The organism is Chryseobacterium luteum, from assembly GCF_000737785.1.
Classification (GTDB): Bacteria; Bacteroidota; Bacteroidia; order Flavobacteriales; family Weeksellaceae; genus Chryseobacterium; species Chryseobacterium luteum.
Genome location: NZ_JPRO01000002.1, coordinates 95,790 through 118,258 on the forward strand (window position 1 = coordinate 95,790; position 22,469 = coordinate 118,258).

A 22,469-nucleotide genomic window follows, 5' to 3' on the forward strand; every position below is an offset into this window, starting at 1 on the left:
GGGAATTAACTGTAATTCCTATAAAATTATAAAAAGTATTAGTGATCTTTCTAATACTTTTTTTTATACTTTTTATGGCTTTATGCTTTCATTTTTAAGACGATCTAATAAAAAATTAAAATAAAAGTAAATATTTTTGATGTTTTTTGCTAATGTATGATTATTTTTGAGGAATTTAAAAATAGTCTTTTTTATGAAAAAAATCATTACTGCCTTATTTTGTAGCTTGATAGGAGGCTCTGCTTTGGCACAGTGGACACCCACTACCTACGAGAGAGGAAAAGAAAAATTCTCTCTGGTACGTAATTATTATAAGTTAGATCTTAATAAGATTAAAGAGCAACTTAAGAATGCTCAGGAGACAGGGCCAAATGCAAAACCTGTTGAAATTTCTTTACCGACTCTGAGTGGTAAAATTGAAAAATTTGCGGTATACAGCTTCCCGGTTGTTGTAAAAGAATTGGCGGATCAATATCAGCTTGGATCTTATGTGGGAGTTGGGATTGATGATCCCTCCAAGTCATTAAGATTCTCTTTTTCGAATAATGATTTCCAGTCAATGGTTATGAAAAATGGGAATTATGAATTCATAGAACCGCAAAATGCAGATAAAACGGTATATGGTATTCATCCTAAATCAAAACCTACTGCAGGGAAGAGTTTTACGTGTAGTACTACAGAAAGCCCTGCTGCGGTAGCTCAGATTGACCAGATGTTGAAGAACGGAAGCTCATTTACCAATCAGACAACTGATTTCTCAAAGATGTCTGATAAGAAATACAGAACTATGAGATTGGTGGTGTCTGTAACAGGGGAGTATTCTCAAAAGTTTGGAGGTACCCTTGCTGGTGCTCTGACACAAATAAATGCTACTTTAACCAGAGTAAATGGCGTTTTTGAAAAAGATTTTGCACTTCATCTTAACTTGCAGAATTTTCCTAATGTTATTTATTTAAATGGTTCTACTGATCCTTATTCTATCCCTTCTGTAGGTACTGATCAGAATAACACTAGTAATGCTGATGGTTGGAATGTTCAGCTTCAGCAAACATTAAATGCTAATGTTGGAAGTGCCAATTATGATATAGGGCATTTATTTGGTGATTCCGGAGGCGGAGGAAATGCAGGATGTATAGGATGTGTTTGTGTAAATCCTACGGAGACACCAACACCAGCCACTTCTTTATCTAAACAAAAAGGATCAGGATATACTTCCCCTGCAGATGGTATTCCTCAGGGTGATAACTTTGATATCGATTATGTGGCTCATGAAATGGGTCATCAGTTGGGAGGTAACCATACATTCTCTCATGCTCTTGAAGGAACTGGAGCAATAAATGTTGAGCCGGGTTCAGGAACTACAATTATGGGATATGCTGGAATTACAGGCCCTAATACTGATGTTCAGGCTCATTCTGATGCTTATTTTCATATTGCAAGTATCAAGCAGGTTCAGGCAAACCTGATCAGTAAAACTTGTGATGTAGAAACATCCATTGCAAACAATGCTCCGGTAATTGCTGCTTTGCCTACCTATAACATTCCTAAAGGAACTGCATTTGTATTGACAGCTTCTGCTACAGATGCCGAAAACAATCCTATGACTTATACATGGGAGCAGGTTAACGGTGCAAGTGTTGCAATTAATAAAAATAACTTGGGAACTACCACTAGCGGGGCTTCGTTCAGATCAGTAGTGCCAACTACTAATCCTACGAGATATTTTCCTAAATTATCCTCTGTATTAGCAGGAGTTTTAAATAACTCAAATAATCAGTGGGAGTCTGTCTCTATGGTTCCTAGAACTACTAAATATGCTGTAACAGTAAGAGATAATAACCCTGATCCTGCTCAACAGCAAACTCAGTTTACAGAACAGACTATTGTTGTAGGTAATGACGGACCATTTAAAATCAATACTCAGTATGCAGCATCTAATGCAGCATCTACAGTTGAATGGGATGTGGCAAATACTACAGCTGCACCTTATAGTGTAGCAAATGTGAAAATCGATTACACTACAGATCCTAATGGTGCAACTTGGACAACATTATCGGCTTCTACTGCTAATGATGGTTCTGAAAGTGTAACGTTCCCTTCTTCATTGAATGGACAGACAATTAAATTAAGAGTCTCTTCAATCGGGAATGTATTCTATGCTATTAAATCTGTATTGGTTACTACTTTTGCTGCATGTGACGGTTCTGCTCCGACTGGAGTTACTGTAAGTAATGTGACCGCAAGTAATGCTAGTGTAAGCTGGGCTCCTATTACTTCTGCAACTTATGTTGTTCGTTATAAAAAAGTATCACAAACTACATGGCAGCAAACTACAACTTCAAGCAATAGTATAACACTATCCGGTCTTGTTGATGGTACGGCTTATGAGGTTCAGGTAGCAGCAGTTTGTTCAGGAACTACCGGAGCTTATTCTGCTTCTTCAAACTTTACAACTTCAGGGCTTACTTATTGTGCAGCGTCTTCTGCTGATGATACTGATGATCATATTGCAAACGTAACTCTTGCAAACTTAAATAATACTTCTTCTGCTAGTTTATACACAGATTATTCTACTAACCCTGCATTACAGGTGAACTTAGTAGTGGGTACTCAATATACCCTGTCAGTTGGAAAAGCATGGTTAAGCGGTACTGGCCCATACTCTGGAGCAACTTCAGCCTGGATCGACTTTAATAGAAATGGGAATTTTGAAGATTCTGAAAGAATTCTGACTTCTGCAACTACTGCTGCAAGTCCTGTTACAGCTACATTCACAGTGCCTGCAACTGCAGTTACAGGTTTAGGTCTTAGAATGCGTGTGGGTATGTTATATACTACTACAGCTAATCAATATATCGGAGATGCTTGTGGTACATATAGTGCATATGGAGAGTTTGAAGATTATAACGTGGTAGTTACATCTGGTTTAGGAACAAAAGATATTGCTAACCCTCAGGATGGTATTCAATTATATCCTAATCCGGTAAGCGACATTTTAAATGTAACCAAAGTTTCAGATAAAGCGGCTTATAAAATTTACAATGCTGCGGGACAGATTGTAGGAAATGGAAATATCAACGACGGAAAAATCAATGTTTCATCTTTAGTGAAAGGTGGATATGTGATTACAATTGATGATAAAGGAAAAGATCAGTTCAGATCCAAATTCATTAAAAAATAACATTCATTAAAAATAATATAAAATCCTCAGGCTTGCTTGAGGATTTTATGTTTTAATGTATATAATGCATTATTATCGTGAAATTTTTACAAAAAAATATTGGAATGAATACATTAATAGTGAAAAAATTATTAGATTTGTGTAATTATTAAAATATTAGCGTATGAATTAAAAAACTATTTTTTTTATTACAGTTGATCTGTAAAAATGGATGTTCAAAATCGCATTTGAACACCACAAATAGGAAACACTATACTTATTTACTATTGTTATTATAACTAAATTTAAAAATATGAGTGGATTTTTACTCTGTAAAATGAGCCGACCCTTTAAGGTGCTCATAACATTGCTTTGTATGGTCTTCGGACTGTTTTCACAGGCACAAACAATCACCGTTGGTACAGGAACGGCTACTCAAAGATATCCTTTGGGTGTATACTATGGATTTCAAAGAGATGCATCACTTTATACTGCCGCAGAAATCAACCTGCCTGCAGGAGGTAGTGTGCTTTCGGTAGCATGGAATGCAACAACAGCTTCGAGTGCAACAACTCCGGTAAAGGTTTATTTAAAATCTGTTCCTGCTGCAACGACCACTATTGCAGCACAAAACTGGGCTACATCAACTGCCGGAGCCACTTTGGTCTATACCGGAACCCTCAATAATATAACTACAGGGTGGAATACAATTACTCTGCAATCCCCTTTTTATTATAACGGGGTAGAAAATCTGGTGGTATTAGTTGAGGTAAGCTACGGCGGCACTGGGACAGGAGGTATAGCAGGAAATGACTTTACTTACTCTAATTCTGCTTCACGGCATATGTATATTGAAGAAGATAATTCTGCTTCATTAGCAACTGCCGGAACAGTTAATTCCAACAGACCCAATGTTAAGTTAACTTTTGGTCCTCCGCCTTCCTGTTTACCACCCGTGGGTGTAACTTTAGGAACTTTAACAGCAACGACTGCAGCAATCAGCTGGAGTGCACCTTCTTCAGCACCTGCAGGAGGATATGATGTTTATTACAGTACATCCGCTACAGCACCAACTGGTGCAACGGTGCCGTCACAAACGGTTACCGGAACAGGGATAACTCTTTCTCCATTGGTGCCAAATACTACATACTATGTATGGGTAAGATCAAAATGTAGTGCCAGTGATCAGAGTACGTGGATAGGACAATTAACACTAACTACGCCACCTTCATGTATAGCACCTTCAGCACTGGCTGTAGGAGCTGTAACGCAAACGAATGCAGTAATCAGCTGGACAGCACCATCTATTGCACCTGCCGGTGGATACGATGTTTATTACAGCACATCCGCTACAGCACCAACTGGTGCAACAGTGCCGTCACAAACGGTTACAACAACCAGCGCAACGCTTAGCCCTTTGGTAGCCAATACTACATATTATGTATGGGTGAGATCAAGATGTACAGGAACAGATCAGAGTACATGGACAGGACCAAAGACTGTCCTTACAGGATTCTGTACACCGACAGGAGGATCAAGTTCTACTAACCATTATATGCAAGCGGTTAACACATCAGGCGCCATTACGAATTTAAACTATACTGCTTCTTCTTATTCAGCTTATGTTAATAGTACGGCTTCTGTTATTACGGCACTGCCTACTAATACAGTGACGATGAATTTGAGCAGTGGAACCAGTACTTACTATTACTATGTTTGGGTTGACTGGAATAATAACATGAGTTTTAATGATGCGGGGGAAACCATGCTGGCAACTGCCGGTTATGTTACTTCAGCAACTGCAACCATTCCTATACCAGCCGGGCAGCCAGCCGGAAACTACAGAGTGAGAACCGCAGTATCATATATTGGAACTCTTGTATCCTGCGGACCTGCGGATTGGGGTAACTTTGTAGATTTTACATTAAATGTTGTGGCTTTACAGCCATGTAGTGCAGCACCACCCACCAATATTGCTGTTAATAATGTGACGCCAAGCACTGCTGTTGTTTCATGGATACCAACAACAGGAGGTACTTATGTTGTACAGTACAGACCTGTAGCAGGAGGACCATGGGTTTCCACTACTCTTACTGCACCGTTTTCAAGTAGCTTAACATTATCCAATCTTACAGAGCAGACGCAATATGAGGTTCAGATCGCTACAATATGCGGTGGAAGCCAGGGAGCATTCTCGTCTAGTGTAAACTTTACTACACCGGCTCTTACTTACTGTACTTCCAACCCTACAGGTACTACTTCAGACGGATATATAAGTAGCGTAGTTATTACTCCAACCAATGCACCGCTTATGGTGAGCAATTCAGCATATGATGGGTATAAGGATTATACTGCAGATCCAGCAAGATTAGTTACATTGGTAAGAAACTCTACAGGGAATAAAATCAGTGTCAGCAAATATTATCCAGGCTCTTCATCATCATTTGGTGTGGTTGCATGGATAGATTATAATAGAAATGGGATCTTTGAAACCAATGAAAAGATATTAGATACTACATATAATACAACTACTCCGGTAACCAATAATAATTTCGTAGTGCCTGCACTGCCAAATGTTTATAATGGAAACCTTACTACCCGTATGCGTGTATCTATGAAATACTTTGATGTGCCTGTAGCTTGTGGTACATTTAGCCAAGGTGAAGTAGAGGATTATGCTGTAAGATTTATTGATCAGCAGGTATGTTCAACTGCTGCTCCAACCGGTATTACTGTTTCTAACCTTACAGCTACAAGTGCTACATTCTCTTGGGTTTCCACTACAGGAGCAACTTATGCCTTGAGATACAGAAAAGTTGGATCCGGAACAGCTGGATGGACTACTGTGGATCCGGTACCAGCACCTGGAAATGTATATACAACTGCTGCTATTCCAGGTTTAACGGAACAGACCCAGTATGAAGTTCAGGTTGCAACAAGATGTAATGGAACTTTAGGAACGTATTCTACATTGGTGCCATTTACAACACCGCCACTTTCATACTGTCAGATGACAGGTACAGGAACTAACGACCACATTTCAAATGTAACCGTTATATCTTCTAACCCTGGAGTTCCGGTGATGAGTAATACAACTGTACAGAATAACTATACAAGCTATTCAACACCTCAAACATTGATCACCCTTGATGCAAATTCTTTAAATAATAAGATCTCTATAGCAAAAGGATGGACAGGTTCAACCAGCAATGATGCGGTATCAGTTTGGATAGATTATGACAGAAACGGAGTTTTTGACGCATCAGAACGGATCATCAATTCGGCAGCGAACACGGCAACTCCTGTAACGGCAACTTTTAATGTTCCGGGAACAGCTTATACGGGAGCGCTTACTACTACAATGAGAGTAGTGCTTAAACGTACCAGTGCTCCGGTATTGTGCCAGAATGCAATAAATGGTGAGGTTGAAGACTATGCGGTAAAAATAAGACCATGTAGTAATACAATGCCAAACCAGCCTACGATAACAGCGACTCATAACTCTGCTTCGCTTGCTTTATCGGGAGCTGCAAACACTGTAACATACCTTGTAAGATACAGAGTTCAGGCAACTCCTCCGGGAGCATGGACAGAAGTATATGCTTCAACATTGCTGAATAATATTCCTCTTGTATTAACAGGTTTAACACCAGCTACAATCTATGAAGTTCAGGTTGCTACTGTTTGTGGAGATGTTGTTGGTACACCTACAGCTATTAAAACATTCGTAACCCGATGCGACCCTACCCCTCCAAATGTTACAGTAAGCGGTATTACTACCAACTCTGCACTGATTACCTGGGCACCGCTTGCAGCGAGCTCTACATATACACTGGAATGGAGAAAAGTAGGAGCTGCTACCTGGACTCAGGTACCTAATATTGCGCCTCCTACCAATAATCATTTGTTGACAGGTTTAGATCCTTATACAAAATATGAAGTAAGAGTTGCTAATAAATGTGTTGGAGAAACTGCTCTTAACCCGTACTCAAATCCGAAAGTATTTACTACGGAAAGAATATGTGAACTTCCTCCTCCGGGATTAACGATTACCCAGCTTACGCCTACATCGGCTGAAGTTACATGGGAAGGTTTCCCTGGGGCAACCTACATCCTGAGATATAGAAAAGTGGGTATTCCAAGCTGGACAAATGTTCCTTTAACAACGAATACCTATACGATATCAGGATTACTGGAAGAAACGAAATATGAAATGCAGGTTGTGAACGTTTGTAGCGGTACGCCGGGTACATATACACCTCCATACTATTTCACAACACCTACTGTAATCTACTGCCAGATGGGTTCTCAAAACGCTGTTAACGAACATATTTCAAAAGTTACAGTAATACCAACCGGAAGACCGAAAATGGAAAATGCTTCAGGACCTTCCAGCTATACAGATTATACGGGAGTACCTGGTACATTCATAGAAATGGTACAGGGATCTACAGGAAATCAGATCACGATTGAGAAAAAATGGAATGGAACCAACCATGATGAAGGTATTGCGGTATGGATCGATTTCAACAGAAACGGATATTTTGATCTTGATGAAAGAGTGTTTACATCACCTCCGAACACTACAAGTCCTGTTACCGGAACATTCAGCGTACCTGTAGATGCTTACATAAGCATGACAAACTATAAGTATGTAGTAATGAGAGTGGCAATGATGAGAGACGGAGTTCCTGTGAACTGTACTAATTTTGCCAACGGGGAAGTAGAGGATTACTCAGTAAGAATCGCTAAACCGGGAATACCAAACTCTCTTAATCAGACCGATATCATGATTTACCCTAACCCGGTAAGCTCAGTATTGTATGTGAAGAATATCAGCAAAAGAGCTAAATATAAGATCTACAATGCTGCAGGACAGGTTATCGGTGACGGTATTCTGCTTAACAACCAGGTTAATGTTAGCAAATTGATCAATGGTATTTATGTAATAGATATCGAAGACAATGGTATAACAGTTCAAAAGAAATTTATTAAAGAATAATATTTAAATTTCAAATACAAGTAAGCCCTCAGTAATGAGGGCTTTTTTATTGTTGGAAAAGTTTATGTTTTCGTAAAAAAACATTAAAAAACCTCGTTAGAATGATTTCCTAACGAGGCTTTTTTATTCAATACTGAAGATGATCCGTTCAGTCTGTTCCTTAAGATCTTCCAGGGTTGTATTATTGTGGATAATACAGTCTGCCAGTTTTATCTTATCCTTTTCAGACATCTGCTTTTCCATGACGGATTCTACTTCGCGGTAGGTTTTTCCGTCCCTGTCCATTACCCTTTTTGTTCTGATATTGTCTTCTGCAGTGACCAGGAGCGATTTGTAGCATTGCTTGTTCAGCTTTAATTCAAACAGTAAGGCCGTTTCCTTAAAGACCATGTATTTAGTCTGTTTTTTCAGCCATTCTTCAAAATCAATGCGTACGGCAGGATGTATAATTTCGTTTAATTCATGAAGCTGTTCCTTATTATTGAAAACCTTTTCTGCGACAAATTTCCTGTCATAAAGACCTTTCGCATCATAAGCTTCATCGCCCAGTAAACCTTTTATTTTGGCCTTTAAATCTTCATTCTCATTAACAATAGCTTTAGCCCTGTCATCTGAATAATAAACGGGAAATCCAAAGTCTTCAATAAAATGGGCTACGGTAGTCTTTCCTGAACCTATACCGCCTGTAAGTCCTATAACCTTGGGTTCCGGTTCTGTCTTCTGTGTTTCTGAATGTAACTCTTCCATAATCAAATTAATATCCGAAAACATCATTAAAACTGTGAATTTGGTCTAATCTTACCCCTTTTTCAGTCATTTTAAGACTTGCCAGTTCATTGTGTGCATCATGTTCAAAGAACAGAAGATATTCATTATCTACACACTGCTTCAGGAACTTTCCTTTTTCCTCCATAGTGAGAAGAGGCCTTGTATCGTATCCCATTACATACACCTGGTTGATGTGCCCTGCAGTAGGAATTAGATCTGCTGCAAATACAATCGTTTTTTCCTGATATTGAATCACAGGAAGCATCTGCTTTTCCGTATGCCCGTCTACAAAGATAACGTCCATTTTCAGATCAGGCGCGAAACCGTAATTTCCCGTACCGGGAAGCGGCAAAAAATTAAGCTGTCCGCTTTCCTGCATCGGAAGGATATTTTCTTTCAAAAAGCTCGCTTTTTCTCTTGCATTAGGTTCTGTAGCCCATTGCCAGTGATTTTCATTGGTCCAGAACTGAGCGTTTTTAAAGGCTGGTCTGTATCCCGTTCTGTCATCATTCCATTCAATAGCACCTCCGCAATGATCAAAGTGAAGATGGGTAAGGAATACATCCGTAATATCCTCTTTTATAAAACCGAACTTCTTTAAATTTTTATCAAGATTATCATCTCCCCAAAGCGAATAATGCCCGAAGAATTTATCATCCTGTTTATTGCCGAGACCGCAGTCTACGAGAATCAGCTTTTTGCCGTCTTCTATAAGCAGGGATCGGGTTCCCAGCTCGATCAGGTTTTTTTCGTCTGCAGGGTTTGTTTTTTCCCACAGACTCTTTGGGACGACTCCAAACATGGCGCCGCCATCCAGTTTAAATTTTCCACATTGTATTGGATATAATTTCATATATATTTTGATTATTATTTCTTTATTAATTTCATTTTTTCAGCAATTTTTCTTCCATTCTCATCCGAATTTTCAAGTTCCGAGATGATATTCTGATAATCATGATCCTTCCTTCCCTGAGAAAGCTTTTGATTGATGAATATTTCTGTAGGAATTATTTTCAGCCCGAAAGCTCCTTTCATTTCCTTTTCCACAAACTCCCTGCCCATATCTTTTACCATTACAGGACATTTCTGAAAAATTTCATACCTGGAAGTTAGTTTTTCCAAATGCTGATAAAGCTCATCATGATTCATAAGCTGTATCCTTCCGTGGATCTGTACAGCTTCATAATTCCATGTTGAAACATTTATATGGTCATACCAGCTGCTCGAAATATAAGTATGAGCTCCCAGGAAATCACAGAGAACTTCTTCCCCGTCTTTTAATGTTTTTGCCTGAGGATTGGCTTTTGAAATATGAGTTTCCACATAGATGTTCTCAGGATCGTCCTCATTAAGCATCATCATGGAATGGGTCGCTCTTATTCTTTCAACGGAAGAAATAAGTAAGGCAAAAGCATTTTCTCTGATGATTTCTTTCATCAGATCATGATCCTCGCTTCTGTATAATTTTGGAATAAACATAGACTGCTAAAATAATTCTCCCGGATTTTTCGGACGGGATATTTTTAAATGATCATAGGCTTTGTCAGTAACTTCTCTTCCTCTTGGTGTTCTGATAATGAATCCTTCCTGGATCAAAAACGGTTCGTAAACCTCTTCCAGAGTCTCAGGGTTTTCAGCGATCGAGGTAGCGAGGGCAGAAATTCCTACAGGTTTTCCTTTGAAGTTTTCAATCATGACCCGCATGATCCTGTTATCCATTTCATCCAAACCAAACTCATCCACGTTGAGAGAATTCAATGCATATTTTGTAATGTTAATTTCAATTTCCCCGTTTCCTTTGATCTCTGCAAAATCACGTACTCTTCTCAGTAAAGCATTGGCAATTCTCGGTGTTCCGCGGCTTCTTCTGGCAATTTCTATAGCTGCATCTTCATAAATTTTACTTCCCAAAACCCTTGAACTCCGCTGTATGATCATAGACAAAAGCTCAACCGAATAATATTCAAGTCTGCTTTGTATTCCGAATCTTGCCAGCATTGGTTTTGTAAGCATCCCGCTTCTTGTAGTGGCACCTACCAGGGTAAAAGGATTCAGGCCGATCTGCACACTTCTTGCATTAGGACCGCTTTCCAGCATGATATCTATCTTATAATCCTCCATGGCAGAATACAGATATTCTTCCACAACAGGAGAAAGACGGTGGATTTCATCAATAAAAAGAACATCATTTTCTTCCAGATTCGTCAGTAAGCCTGCCAAACTACCTGGTTTGTCCAAAACAGGGCCGGAAGTAATTTTGCAGTTTACCCCAAGTTCATTGGCTATAATATTGGCCAAAGTGGTTTTACCCAGACCCGGAGGACCGTGGAGAAGAACATGATCCAGAGCACCACCCCGTCTCTTGGCAGCACTCACAAAAACTTCGAGGTTTTCCAAAGTTTTTCTCTGCCCGGCAAAGTCTTTAAAACTCTGGGGACGGATCTGCTCCTCCTGCATCAGCTCTTCATGCGAGTAGTTGTCCTTATCTGGGTGTAAAAAATCTGGCATTAATTCATTTCATTTACCTCAAAGATAGGAAATTTAGACCAAGGGTAAAACTTAGACTGAGAAATTTCAGAGGTGATCGTGGGCGGGGATAGATACGAGGGTAGAAGATAGCACACATGTTAATTTAGATTTAGCAGATTAAAGATATTTTAAGTATTTTTGAGAGGAAAAACGAATTATAAACAAGCTGTAGCTTAATTTTTAGATCAATGAAGTTAATAGGACCCTTTAAGCAGATTGTAACCCTTGCAGACCTTCCCCTGAGAGGAAAATTATCTGACGAACAATTACAAGTTATCATAGATGGAGGAATTGTAGTAGATGACGGTAAAATTAAAGAAACAGGAAATTTTGAAGCGCTGAAATCTAAAAATCAAAATATAGAGACGGTTACCATTGAGGGAGAACAAATTGCCCTTCCTGGATTTGTAGATTCTCATACCCATATCTGTTTTGGAGGAAACCGGGCCAATGATTTTGCGATGCGTAATGCCGGAAAAACCTATCTCGAAATAGCCGAAAGCGGAGGCGGAATCTGGAGTTCTGTCCAGCATACGAGAAATGCTTCAGAAGAAGAGCTGTTAAAGACCTTACTGGAAAGGATAGGATTCCTGGTATCATTAGGAATTACAACCATTGAAATAAAAAGCGGCTACGGATTGGATGTGGAAAACGAGCTTAAAATGCTCAGAATAATTAAAAAAGCACAGGATCATACAAAAGCTAAGCTGGTTCCTACCTGTCTCTCCGCACACCTGAAACCAAGAGATTTTGCAGGAAGCAACCCGGAATATTTAAATTATATCCTTACAGAAATTTTACCGAAAGTAAAAGAAGAAGCATTGGCTAAGCGTGTAGACATATTCATTGAAAAATCTGCGTTCCAGCCTGAAGAAAGTAAAGATTTTCTCCTTAAAACTAAAGATTTAGGTTTTGATATCACAGTTCATGCAGACCAGTTTACGCCGGGAAGTTCTAGAATTGCAGTAGAAGTGGGCGCGAAATCTGCGGATCATTTGGAAGCTACCATTGATGAAGATATTGAATTTTTAGCAAAATCAGATACAGTAGCTACCGCACTGCCGGGTGCCAGTTTAGGATTGGGTGAAAAATTTACACCTGCCAGAAAACTATTGGATGCAGGAGCAATTGTGGCCATTGCCAGTGACTGGAATCCTGGCTCTGCACCGATGGGGAATTTAATTACCCAGGCTTCCATTTTAGCTGCGTTTGAAAAATTGACTACAGCTGAAGTTTTAGCCGGAATGACATTCCGTGCAGCCCATGCGTTAGGACTTGGAGACAGAGGAAAGCTGGAAGTTGGCAAGAAAGCAGATTTTGTAACCTTTAAAACAGATAATTTCCAGAATGTTCTTTACAATCAGGGAAGCCTGAATGCTGAAAATGTTTATATCAATGGAAATCTTATTCATTAATTATGGAAAATTTTGATAAAATACTGGGTGAAAAGGAGACCGGAACATATAAAGAGTTTTGGGACTGGTTTTTGACAAAAGAAAAAACTTTTTTTGAAGTTGTTAAGAACAGAGAGCATATTGAAGAACAGTTTTTTGATATCATGTCTCCCGAGCTTACTAAGATAAATGATGGATACTATTTTCTCACAGGAATGTGTGATGACAATACGGCCGAACTTATTATTACGGTAGAAGGTGATGTGAAAAAAATAGTTTTTGCTGAAGAGCTTATTTCTGCTGCTCCAAAGCTTGGCCACTGGAAATTTACAGCCCTAAAACCGGAAATGGATATTGAAAATGTCGGGGTAAGAATGGGCGGTTGTGAGTTTACAAAAAACAATATTTACTTTTATTCAAACGAAATAGAAGGCTATCCGGATGAGATAGATCTGGCTTTTGTATATGAAGATTTAAACGAAGAAAACAGAGGAACAGCTACAACAGGGGTCTGTATTTTTCTGGATAATTTCTTAGGTGAACTGAATTTTGCCACTCAAATTGATACCTTTAGTATTATTGGTAAAAATGAGGCGGAGAACGAGTTGATTCCGATAGAAAAACTAAAAGAATTTCTGCTTTGGAGAGAAAGAGAATTTACAGAAAAGTATAAAGACCTACAGGTTTTGGAAAATGAAGATGAGTTTTCTCTTCTTGAAGCCACTTTGGAAAACGGGATGCCGCTTATGGCCACCGTGAATACTTCTTTATTAAAATACAGTGCCAAAGCTTCATATCCGTGGATTTCCGTTCTGAAAATTGCTTACGACGGAAACAACAATACCGGTTTTCCGGAAGAAGCAGATTACAATAAAATGAATGCTATTGAAGACCAGGCGATAGAACTTCTTACCCCAAAAGACGGAAATTTGTACATTGGAAGAGAAACTGCGGATAACAGCAAAAGCATTTATTTAGCGGGCCAAGATTTCAGACAGCCTTCTAAAGTTTTTGACCGGATAATAAAAGAAAATCCTGAATATAACATTTCGCTGGAAATTTATAAAGATAAATACTGGCAAAGTTTTGAGCATTATAATGTAAATTAAAACAGATTTATGGTTTGGCAAGGCAGATTAGACGGAGAAGACCTTCTTTTCCACAGAATATTTCAGAGAGTTAAAGAAGAGCATAATTACGACAATATTAAAGCAGATGATTTCGTTATGCATGGTTTCGCCGTAGATGAAGGCGTGAGAAGAAATAAAGGCCGTCAGGGTGCTAAAGATGCCCCGGATGTAATCCGTAAAAATATGTCCAATTTTCCGGTGATCCGTCCGGATTTCTCCCTTCTTGACTTCGGAAATATTACCTGTGAAAACGGTGATCTGGAAAGTACCCAAAACAGCCTTGCGAAAAATGTTTCAAAGGTACTGCTGAAAGGGGGAAAATCACTTGTTTTAGGCGGAGGTCATGAAGTAACCTATGCTCATTATTTAGGCGTAAAAACAGCCTTTCCGGAACAGAAAATAGGAGTAATTAATATAGATGCCCATTTCGACAACAGGCAGCCGGAAAATGGAGTAGGGGCAAGTTCAGGAACCGGATTCTGGCAGATTGCACAGGAAGGACAGATCAATTCACTCCATATCGGGATCCAGAGAAATTCCAATACCCTGAAACTGTTCGATACAGCCCATCATTACGGGATGAAATATATCCTTGCCGATGAACTCTTTTTTGAAAACCTTCCGTCCATCTATCAGCGTATTGATGAGCTGATGGAGAGTGTGGATTTTGTCTACCTTACCATCTGTATGGATGTTTTCAATGCATCGGTTGCTCCGGGAGTTTCCGCTTCTGCCTACAATGGAATCTTTGCGGATGCTGCTTTTATGCATTTTTACAGGCATATTTTGAAAAGCAAAAAACTGATAGCATTAGATGCAGCAGAAGTTAATCCTTCACTGGATATTCAGGACATGACCTCAAGGCTGGCCGCCTGCCTTGTGAATGAATGGTTTATGATTTAAGGATACTATATTATTCCGATAGAGAAAAATCATTGCTTTATTTCGCATTAAAGAAACAAAATTTGCTACTTTCACACTGCTTTTAGAAAAAAGCATTAATGAATTCATTTTTTGAATTTAAAACAGAATTAAATTATGGAACAGTTAATTGAAGATAAGCTTATCAAAGCAGATAAGACATTTTCAGAATGGAGAAAAGTGCCGTTTGAAGAAAGGCAGAAGCTGATCGCAAAAGCGGCAGAAATTTTAAAGAATAATTCAGAAAAATTCGGTAGGATTATCACCGCTGAAATGAATAAGCCAATCTCACAATCCATTGCTGAGGTTGAAAAGTCTGCATTAATGATGAATTATTATGCGGAAGCCGAAAATACAGTAAAACCTGAAAAAGTAGATTCTGAATATACCTACTCTGAAATCCGTTATGTTCCGAAAGGAGTAATTTTAGGGGTTATGCCATGGAACTTTCCTTTCTGGCAGGTACTGAGATTTGTAACACCGGCTATCTTATCCGGTAATACAGTTGTTCTGAAGCATGCTTCGATCTGTTTCGGAAGCGGAAATGCTATTGAAGAAATATTTTCAGAAGCAGGTTTTCCGGAAGGTGTTTTCCAGAATCTGGAAGTGGGACACAAAGAAGTAAAAGAAATCCTTGAGCATGATGCCGTGAAAGGGGTAAGTCTTACAGGAAGCGGAAGAGCAGGAGGAGAAGTGGCTGCCACGGCAGGATTGAATATAAAAAAATCTCTTCTTGAGCTGGGCGGAAGCGATGCATTTATTGTTTTGGATGATGCAGATCTGGACAAAGCAGCAAAAGTGGGAGCCCAGGCCAGACTTCAGAACTGCGGGCAAACATGTGTTGCCGCTAAAAGGTTCATCATTGATCAGAAAATAGAAGAAGAATTCCTTCCGAAATTTATTGAAGAATATAAAAAGTTTGTTCCGGGAGATCCCAACGATAAAGAAACCAAAATCAGCGGTATGGCAAGACCTGACCTTGCTGATGATCTGGAAAAGCAGTTTAATAAAGCTCTGGAAAACGGAGCCGAAATTATCATTCCATTGGAAAGAATTTCTGATAATGAATTCAACCCGGGACTGATCCGGGTGAAAGAAGGCAATCCAATCCTCCAGGAAGAACTTTTCGGGCCTCTGGGAATGGTAATGGTTGCTGAAAATGATGAACAGGCATTGCGAATGGCGAATGATATTCCTTTCGGGCTTTCAAATTCTGTATGGACAGCAGATAAAGAGCGCCAGTTATTTTTTATCGAAAATCTTGAATCCGGAACCGTGAATATCAACCGAATGACAAGTTCTGACCCGCGTTTTCCATTTGGAGGAACTAAAGCTTCCGGTTACGGAACTGAGCTGTCATTACTGGCATTGAGAGAATTTGTTACTCCTAAAACTATTGTGGGGAATTAATTATATAATGTAAAATGTACAAAGTATAGTGTACTCATGTAAACCTATGGTTAGCAATATAAAAAGTCCCGGAAATATCTATTTCCGGGACTTTTTTGTATGGTAGTCAAAAAGTAATTTTGCTTATTGCTTATTGCTTATTGCTTATTGCTTATTGCTTATTGCTTAAACTGTTGTCAGTCTCAACGTATTCGTTTTTCCGCCTTCATAAGATGGAGTAGCATTGATGTTGATTACAAAGTCTCCGCTTTCAATATAACCGTGGTTATGCGTTAACATGTTCACCTGGATGATGGTTTCGTCGGTAGATTTCTTCATGTCATAATAAAAGGCATGAACTCCCCAGACAAGATTCAGCATCGTGATCACTTTTCGGTTTCCGCTGTATACAATGATGTGTGAATTCGGTCTGTGAGCTGCAAGCTGGAATGCAGTATATCCTGAATGAGTCAGTGTAACAATGGCAGAAACATTGGTGGTTTTAGCAATTCTTACCGCTGCAAGGCATACCCTGTTCGTAATGAATCTGTCGTCAATACAGTTATAATCTTTTTCGATAGGCTCATTTTTATGCTGATAAAAGTGAGTTTTTTCGATATTCTTTACAATTTTTGACATGTTTTCAACTACCTGAACCGGATATCTTCCTACAGAAGTCTCTCCGGAAAGCATTACTGCATCCGCACCATCTAGCACAGAGTTTGCAACGTCATTTACCTCCGCTCTTGTAGGTGTAAGGCTGTTGATCATTGTTTCCATCATCTGGGTCGCAATAATTACCGGTTTTGAATAGAATCTTGCCTTTTCTACCAGGTTTTTCTGGATAGCCGGAACCTCTTCCATCGGAACTTCCACACCAAGGTCACCACGGGCAACCATCAGTCCGTCACATTCCAATAAGATTTCGTCAATATTTTTAACGCCTTCAGGCTTTTCGATCTTGGCAATGATCGGAGTTTTGAATTTACCGTTTGGATGGCCGTCAATCAGTTTTTTAAGGTCAATAATATCCTGTGCGTGACGAACGAACGAAAGTGCGATCCAGTCAACCTCCATATCAAGCATAAAGTTGGCATCCTGAATATCTTTTTCCGTAAGGGCAGGAAGAGATACATTGGTATTCGGCAGATTTACTCCTTTTTTAGAGCTTAAAGGTCCCCCCTGAATGGTCTTTGCTTTTACCGTATCTATCTGGTTGGTTTCAATAACTTCTAACATTAGTTTTCCGTCATCAATAAGGATTCTTTCCCCAACTTTTACATCCTGAGGAAACTGCTGGTAAGTCATATAAACCCTAGTAGAATCACCTTCTATTTTCTCGTTGGTAAAGGTAAGGATATCTCCGGGGTTCAGGTATGAACCCTCCTTTACAACACCTACTCTCAGTTTCGGGCCCTGAAGGTCTCCTAAAATACCTACAGAAAAGCCGTATTCCTGGTTAAGCTCCCTGATAATTTCAATATTAGTCCGAACCAGATCGTAGTCTGCATGTGAAAAATTTATTCTGAAAATATCAACACCCGCTTTCATTAGTCCTAACATTACCTCCTTCGATGATGAAGCAGGTCCTAGTGTTGCAATAATTTTTGTCTTCTTTAAATACTTATTCATAATACTGGATAATTTGATAAAGTTCTTCCTCAGAACCTAATATATAATCTTGTATCGGAAACACAAGATTTTCCGGGAGCAAAATTACGGAAAAATCAGGAATTTGTTCCGAAGTATGCAGAATATATTCTACATCTACCTGATTATTTAATAAAAATTTAATGTTTTCTTCTTCTGTGAAGAGCTCGGTCTGTAGTTTTTTTTGCTTACTTTCCGAAGACCGGTTTGAAATGAATGTAAAACATGTCTTTGTAAACCTGTGATAAGCTTCAAATCTTGGAAAATGATAGTCATAATAAGCCCCGTGAATGATAACATCTTTCTTCCTGGAAAAAGCGAGACCGTTGATTTGATTGACTTTGTAGAAAAACTCGTGATCAGGTATATCCTTTGCTAATCTTACCAATCCTATGGCAATATCTTCAAATTCTATATCATTCAGATCATAAAGTTTTTGGATTTCCAAGTATGTTTTCTTTTTTGTTTAAAATATAAAATGCTCTCTGTGCTGCTTTTTCTTCCGCCTTCTTCTTGGAAGTTTCTGTCGCATTGGCGATCTTTTCCTCTCCCAGCCAGACATGGCACCTGAATACTACTGCTTTATTGGCCTGGAATTCCTCGCAGGTCTCGTATTTTATATTTACTTTTTTCTTCTGGCTCCATTCAAGCAAAAGGCCTTTGTAGCTTACAATTTTATTTTCAAGCTTATTAATTTCCGTGGGTGTAAGCAGTCTTTCCAGAATGATTCTTTTACAGGCATCATAATGGAAGTCCAGGTATACGGCACCAATAAGTGCCTCAAATAAATTTCCGGAAATGTTTTCGCCCAATGCTGCGGATCCTTGCTTCTGCAAAAGATCGGTAAGCTTTAGGTTTTCACCTAATTTATTAAGATTCTTCCTATTAACAATTTTAGATTTCATCTGGGTCAGATATCCTTCGTTAGCCTGAGGATAGGTCTGGAACAGATGACAGGAAATAATTGTACCCAAAACAGAATCTCCCAAAAATTCAAGTCTTTCGTAATTGCTGTCTTGATTTTTAGAAGAACTTTTTAAAGAAAAAGCCTCACGGTAAAGAGCAATATTCTCAACCTCTGCACCTAACATTTTTTTCAGTTCGGTACTAAGGAAGTAGTCTCTCTCCGTTAATTTTCTTTTTCTTTGTTTGAGAAGGAATTTAGAAAAGTATTTCTGTAACTCCATTCATTGAATTTAGATTTTCTTAAATAGAACGCAGGCATTGTGCCCGCCAAATCCAAAAGTATTGCTCATGGCTACTTTTACATCTTTCTTAACAGCTGTATTGAATGTGAAATTCAGTCTGCGGTCAATATTTTCATCATCAGTAAAATGGTTGATGGTAGGCGGAACTATACCATGAATAATAGTTCCTAATGCAGCAATAGCTTCAATAACACCTGCAGCACCCAGAAGGTGGCCGGTCATTGATTTTGTAGAATTAATCTGAATATCAAAAGCGTGCTCGCCCAGTAATCTTGAAATTGCGTTGGATTCTGCAATATCTCCTAATGGAGTAGAGGTACCATGCATGTTGATATGGTCTACTTCATCAGCAGTTAAGCCTGCGTCTTCCAGACAGTTTTTCATTACCAGATAAGCTCCTAAGCCTTCAGGATGAGGGGCTGTCATATGGTGTGCGTCTGCACTCATACCGCCGCCCAGTAATTCTGCATAAATGGTAGCACCGCGTTTTACCGCGTGCTCATATTCTTCAAGGATAATGGTTCCTGCGCCTTCGCCTAGTACAAAACCGTCTCTGTCTTTATCAAACGGTCTTGAAGCTGTGGTAGGATCATCATTTCTTGTAGAAAGTGCCATCATCGCATTAAATCCACCGACACCACTTGCTGTAACGGCTGCTTCAGAGCCTCCGCATACAATCACATCAGCTTTTCCCAGCTGGATGATCATCTTGGAATCAATTAGAGCGTTGGCTGAAGATGCACAGGCAGATACCGTAGTATAATTCGGCCCGTGAAAGCCATACTCAATTGAGATATGTCCAGGAGTGATATCCGCGATCATTTTAGGAATAAAGAATGGGTTGAACCTTGGAATTTCCGTATTCGCCCATCCTAAAACCTCGGTTTCGAAAGTTTCCAAACCTCCGATCCCTGAACCCCAAATTACACCGACTCTGTTTTTATCAACATTGTCTTCCATAATTCTGGAGTGTGCCACCGCTTCTCTTGCGGCTACAAGCCCAAGCTGCGTATTCCGGTCCATTTTTTTAGCCTCTTTCTTATCGAAATGCTGTAATGGATCGAAGCCCTTCACTTCACAAGCGAACTTTGTTTTAAAGTTTGTGGCATCAAAAAGAGTAATCGGAGCAGCACCGCTCTCACCTTTAAGAAGATTTTCCCAGTATTCTTTTGCATTATTTCCAATTGGTGTTATTGCGCCAAAACCGGTTACAACTACTCTTTTTAATTCCATAAACTTTTAAAATTTTCTTTTTTGTTGAAGAATATTATTTATTTACTACTTCTTCGATGTAAGCAATAGCGTGCCCTACAGTAGTAATTTTTTCAGCCTGATCATCAGGGATTTGAATATTGAATTCTTTTTCAAATTCCATGATTAACTCAACTGTATCCAATGAATCAGCTCCTAAATCGTTTGTGAAGCTAGCTTCAGGAGTTACTTCTGTTTCTTCAACGTCAAGCTTATCAGCGATGATAGCTTTTACTCTTGATGCAATGTCTGACATAGTAAATTATTTTTTTTAATTGTTAGATGGTGCAAATATATAAAATTCTTCACGATAAAACATTTTTTTAGTCTTTTTTGTGGGTAGACTATACTTATTTTATAGTAGAAAGTTTTAGTCTTTTAGTTTTCAGGTATTTATGCCTGCTAAACCAATCGACAGTAAAATCAATTTTTATTTCGGAAGGAGTGATACGGAAAACTTTTACCACAACTGTTAGATCAAATGCATTTCCAGCCGGATTGACTGTTGGATTTAATGATAATGAACCTTTTTTAATTTTATCAATATAATATAAGGATATTTTGATCTTTTTAACAAAGTTAAATTGAGCCGTACAGCAAAGTGAGTCATTTGAAATTGTGGGAACTTTGTCCTGTAAAATTAAAATAAATATGAAACGTATAGACCAATCTTACATCAACGGTGAATTTACAGTGCTGCATGGAACAGAAGTATTTGATCTTATTAATCCGGCAAACCATCAAAAAATAGGAGAGGTGGTTTTAGGAGATGAAAATGATACAAGGAGAGCAATTACAGCAGCGAAAGAAGCTTTTAAAACATTTTCCAAAACAAAAGTAGAAGAACGTATCGGAATTCTGGAAAATTTAAAGAAAGCTGTTGAAAAACGGGAAAAGGAACTTATTGAAACCATGATCCTGGAATATGGCGGAACCCGGCAGTTCTGTACAGCTAGTTTCCGGAATATGACCGGTGCATTTGAACATATGATAGAGACGCTGCGTCATTTTGAATTTGAAAGAAAAGCGGGGAAGACCCTTGTGCAGATGACCCCCATAGGAGTGGTCGGAATTATTACTCCCTGGAATTCCAGCAATGGTTTTATATGCAGTAAATTTGCGACAGCGGTTGCAGCAGGCTGTACAGTGGTTGTTAAGCCTAGTGAAATGAGCGCGCTTCAGACTCAGCTTATTATAGAGTGTTTTCACGAAGCCGGCTTACCGAAAGGAATTTTTAATGTAGTGAACGGGCTGGGAAACGTAGTGGGCAGTGAAATTGTGAATCATCCTGATGTCGCCAAGATATCTTTTACCGGTTCTACATATACAGGAAAGATGATTGCCAAAGGAGCTGTAGATAGCATGAAAAGAATAACACTGGAGCTTGGCGGAAAATCACCCAACATTATCCTGGATGACGCTGACTTTACAAAGGCGGTTCCACAGGCTGTTTATGGTGCTTATATGAACAGCGGGCAGGCATGTATTGCTCCAACACGTTTACTGGTGCCTCAATCAAGATTGGAAGAGGTTAATGAACTGGCAAAAAAAGCCGTATTTCAGGTAATTGTAGGAAATCCTGCCAATGAAAATACGAATGTGGGCCCTATGGTTTCCGAAAAACAGTATGAGCGGGTACAAAGTTATATTAAGCTGGGTCTGGAAGAAGGTGCGGATTTATTGGCAGGAGGCGCAGGAAAGCCTGAAGGTCTTGAAAATGGAAATTTTGTTAAAGCCACCATTTTCACTAATGTCCGAAACGATATGCGTATAGCACAGGAAGAGATTTTTGGACCCGTATTATCTATTATACCTTATTGTAATGAAGAGGAAGCAATTTCTATTGCGAACGATACTCCTTATGGATTGGCTGCCTATATCACTTCGTCAGATGAGAAACGCGCATTGAAGGTGGCTTCTCAAATTGAGGCGGGAAGGGTATGTATTAATGGTTTTAAACATGATCCTTTAGCTCCGTTCGGAGGATTCAAGCAGTCGGGAATCGGAAGGGAGTTCGGGGCATTTGGGCTGGAAGAATATCTGGAGCCGAAATCGATTTTGGTTTAA

General features: G+C 39.1%; 16 protein-coding genes. 7 read left to right on the forward strand and 9 right to left on the reverse strand.

What is annotated here, in order from left to right; translation table 11 throughout:
- The first annotated feature begins 193 nt into the window (after positions 1 to 193).
- On the forward strand, positions 194 to 3,181 hold the full coding sequence (locus IX38_RS03975; protein WP_034701977.1) for a reprolysin-like metallopeptidase: 2,988 nt from the start codon (positions 194 to 196) through the stop codon (positions 3,179 to 3,181).
- 292 nt (positions 3,182 to 3,473) lie between these two features.
- On the forward strand, positions 3,474 to 8,162 hold the full coding sequence (locus IX38_RS21860) for a fibronectin type III domain-containing protein (RefSeq protein WP_117585877.1): 4,689 nt from the start codon (positions 3,474 to 3,476) through the stop codon (positions 8,160 to 8,162).
- A 123-nt stretch (positions 8,163 to 8,285) separates the two neighbouring features.
- Here IX38_RS21860 and coaE read toward each other — a convergent pair whose 3' ends face one another.
- From coaE to ruvB, 4 genes are read right to left on the reverse strand one after another with little or no spacing between them, the layout of a single operon-like run.
- Complete coding sequence (coaE, locus tag IX38_RS03985; RefSeq protein ID WP_034702495.1) at positions 8,286 to 8,909, reverse strand: dephospho-CoA kinase; 624 nt, start codon at positions 8,907 to 8,909, stop codon at positions 8,286 to 8,288.
- A gap of 7 nt (positions 8,910 to 8,916) precedes the next feature.
- On the reverse strand, positions 8,917 to 9,783 hold the full coding sequence (locus tag IX38_RS03990; RefSeq protein ID WP_034701979.1) for an MBL fold metallo-hydrolase: 867 nt from the start codon (positions 9,781 to 9,783) through the stop codon (positions 8,917 to 8,919).
- Between the two features lie 14 nt (positions 9,784 to 9,797).
- On the reverse strand, positions 9,798 to 10,409 hold the full coding sequence (locus tag IX38_RS03995) for an FMN-binding negative transcriptional regulator (RefSeq protein WP_034701981.1): 612 nt from the start codon (positions 10,407 to 10,409) through the stop codon (positions 9,798 to 9,800).
- A 6-nt stretch (positions 10,410 to 10,415) separates the two neighbouring features.
- A complete protein-coding gene (ruvB, locus tag IX38_RS04000) occupies positions 10,416 to 11,438 on the reverse strand; it encodes a Holliday junction branch migration DNA helicase RuvB (protein WP_034701983.1) in 1,023 nt (340 codons plus the stop codon).
- 209 nt (positions 11,439 to 11,647) lie between these two features.
- Here ruvB and hutI point away from each other — a divergent pair, with 209 nt between their 5' ends.
- The 4 genes from hutI to IX38_RS04020 all read left to right on the forward strand — a co-directional run bounded on the left by hutI (position 11,648) and on the right by IX38_RS04020 (position 16,314).
- Complete coding sequence (hutI, locus tag IX38_RS04005) at positions 11,648 to 12,874, forward strand: imidazolonepropionase (protein WP_034701985.1); 1,227 nt, start codon at positions 11,648 to 11,650, stop codon at positions 12,872 to 12,874.
- 2 nt (positions 12,875 to 12,876) lie between these two features.
- Positions 12,877 to 13,962 carry a DUF695 domain-containing protein gene (locus IX38_RS04010; protein WP_034701987.1) on the forward strand — a complete coding sequence of 362 codons (1,086 nt, stop codon included), beginning with the start codon at positions 12,877 to 12,879 and terminating at the stop codon, positions 13,960 to 13,962.
- A gap of 9 nt (positions 13,963 to 13,971) precedes the next feature.
- Positions 13,972 to 14,886: a formimidoylglutamase gene (hutG, locus tag IX38_RS04015; RefSeq protein ID WP_034701990.1), complete on the forward strand. Its 915-nt coding sequence runs from the start codon at positions 13,972 to 13,974 to the stop codon at positions 14,884 to 14,886.
- A 135-nt stretch (positions 14,887 to 15,021) separates the two neighbouring features.
- On the forward strand, positions 15,022 to 16,314 hold the full coding sequence (locus IX38_RS04020; RefSeq protein ID WP_034701992.1) for an aldehyde dehydrogenase family protein: 1,293 nt from the start codon (positions 15,022 to 15,024) through the stop codon (positions 16,312 to 16,314).
- A gap of 165 nt (positions 16,315 to 16,479) precedes the next feature.
- Here IX38_RS04020 and pyk read toward each other — a convergent pair whose 3' ends face one another.
- The 5 genes from pyk to IX38_RS04045 are packed head-to-tail and all read right to left on the reverse strand — an operon-like array spanning position 16,480 to position 20,658.
- Complete coding sequence (pyk, locus tag IX38_RS04025) at positions 16,480 to 17,925, reverse strand: pyruvate kinase (RefSeq protein WP_034701994.1); 1,446 nt, start codon at positions 17,923 to 17,925, stop codon at positions 16,480 to 16,482.
- On the reverse strand, positions 17,918 to 18,391 hold the full coding sequence (locus IX38_RS04030; RefSeq protein WP_034701995.1) for an IPExxxVDY family protein: 474 nt from the start codon (positions 18,389 to 18,391) through the stop codon (positions 17,918 to 17,920). Before IX38_RS04030 ends, pyk begins: the two co-directional genes overlap by 8 nt.
- Positions 18,369 to 19,130, reverse strand: a complete 762-nt coding sequence (rnc, locus tag IX38_RS04035; protein ID WP_034701998.1) for a ribonuclease III — start codon at positions 19,128 to 19,130, stop codon at positions 18,369 to 18,371. Before rnc ends, IX38_RS04030 begins: the two co-directional genes overlap by 23 nt.
- Positions 19,131 to 19,139: 9 nt before the next feature.
- On the reverse strand, positions 19,140 to 20,384 hold the full coding sequence (gene fabF, locus IX38_RS04040; protein ID WP_034702000.1) for a beta-ketoacyl-ACP synthase II: 1,245 nt from the start codon (positions 20,382 to 20,384) through the stop codon (positions 19,140 to 19,142).
- Positions 20,385 to 20,418: 34 nt separating this feature from the next.
- Positions 20,419 to 20,658, reverse strand: a complete 240-nt coding sequence (locus tag IX38_RS04045; RefSeq protein ID WP_002976354.1) for an acyl carrier protein — start codon at positions 20,656 to 20,658, stop codon at positions 20,419 to 20,421.
- 395 nt (positions 20,659 to 21,053) lie between these two features.
- On the opposite strand from IX38_RS04045, the gene IX38_RS04050 reads away from it, so the two are divergent.
- Positions 21,054 to 22,469, forward strand: a complete 1,416-nt coding sequence (locus tag IX38_RS04050; RefSeq protein ID WP_034702002.1) for an aldehyde dehydrogenase family protein — start codon at positions 21,054 to 21,056, stop codon at positions 22,467 to 22,469.

Bases quoted from the DNA above. Each gene is read 5' to 3' on its own strand.
- hutG (WP_034701990.1), top strand. From the start codon at position 13,972: ATGGTTTGGCAAGGCAGATTAGACGGAGAAGACCTTCTTTTCCACAGA.
- IX38_RS04020 (WP_034701992.1), top strand. From the start codon at position 15,022: ATGGAACAGTTAATTGAAGATAAGCTTATCAAAGCAGATAAGACATTT.
- IX38_RS04045 (WP_002976354.1), bottom strand. From the start codon at position 20,658: ATGTCAGACATTGCATCAAGAGTAAAAGCTATCATCGCTGATAAGCTT.
- pyk (WP_034701994.1), bottom strand. From the start codon at position 17,925: ATGAATAAGTATTTAAAGAAGACAAAAATTATTGCAACACTAGGACCT.
- ruvB (WP_034701983.1), bottom strand. From the start codon at position 11,438: ATGCCAGATTTTTTACACCCAGATAAGGACAACTACTCGCATGAAGAG.
- hutI (WP_034701985.1), top strand. From the start codon at position 11,648: ATGAAGTTAATAGGACCCTTTAAGCAGATTGTAACCCTTGCAGACCTT.
- coaE (WP_034702495.1), bottom strand. From the start codon at position 8,909: ATGGAAGAGTTACATTCAGAAACACAGAAGACAGAACCGGAACCCAAG.
- IX38_RS21860 (WP_117585877.1), top strand. From the start codon at position 3,474: ATGAGTGGATTTTTACTCTGTAAAATGAGCCGACCCTTTAAGGTGCTC.
- IX38_RS03995 (WP_034701981.1), bottom strand. From the start codon at position 10,409: ATGTTTATTCCAAAATTATACAGAAGCGAGGATCATGATCTGATGAAA.
- IX38_RS04050 (WP_034702002.1), top strand. From the start codon at position 21,054: ATGAAACGTATAGACCAATCTTACATCAACGGTGAATTTACAGTGCTG.
- fabF (WP_034702000.1), bottom strand. From the start codon at position 20,384: ATGGAATTAAAAAGAGTAGTTGTAACCGGTTTTGGCGCAATAACACCA.
- rnc (WP_034701998.1), bottom strand. From the start codon at position 19,130: ATGGAGTTACAGAAATACTTTTCTAAATTCCTTCTCAAACAAAGAAAA.
- IX38_RS03975 (WP_034701977.1), top strand. From the start codon at position 194: ATGAAAAAAATCATTACTGCCTTATTTTGTAGCTTGATAGGAGGCTCT.
- IX38_RS04010 (WP_034701987.1), top strand. From the start codon at position 12,877: ATGGAAAATTTTGATAAAATACTGGGTGAAAAGGAGACCGGAACATAT.
- IX38_RS03990 (WP_034701979.1), bottom strand. From the start codon at position 9,783: ATGAAATTATATCCAATACAATGTGGAAAATTTAAACTGGATGGCGGC.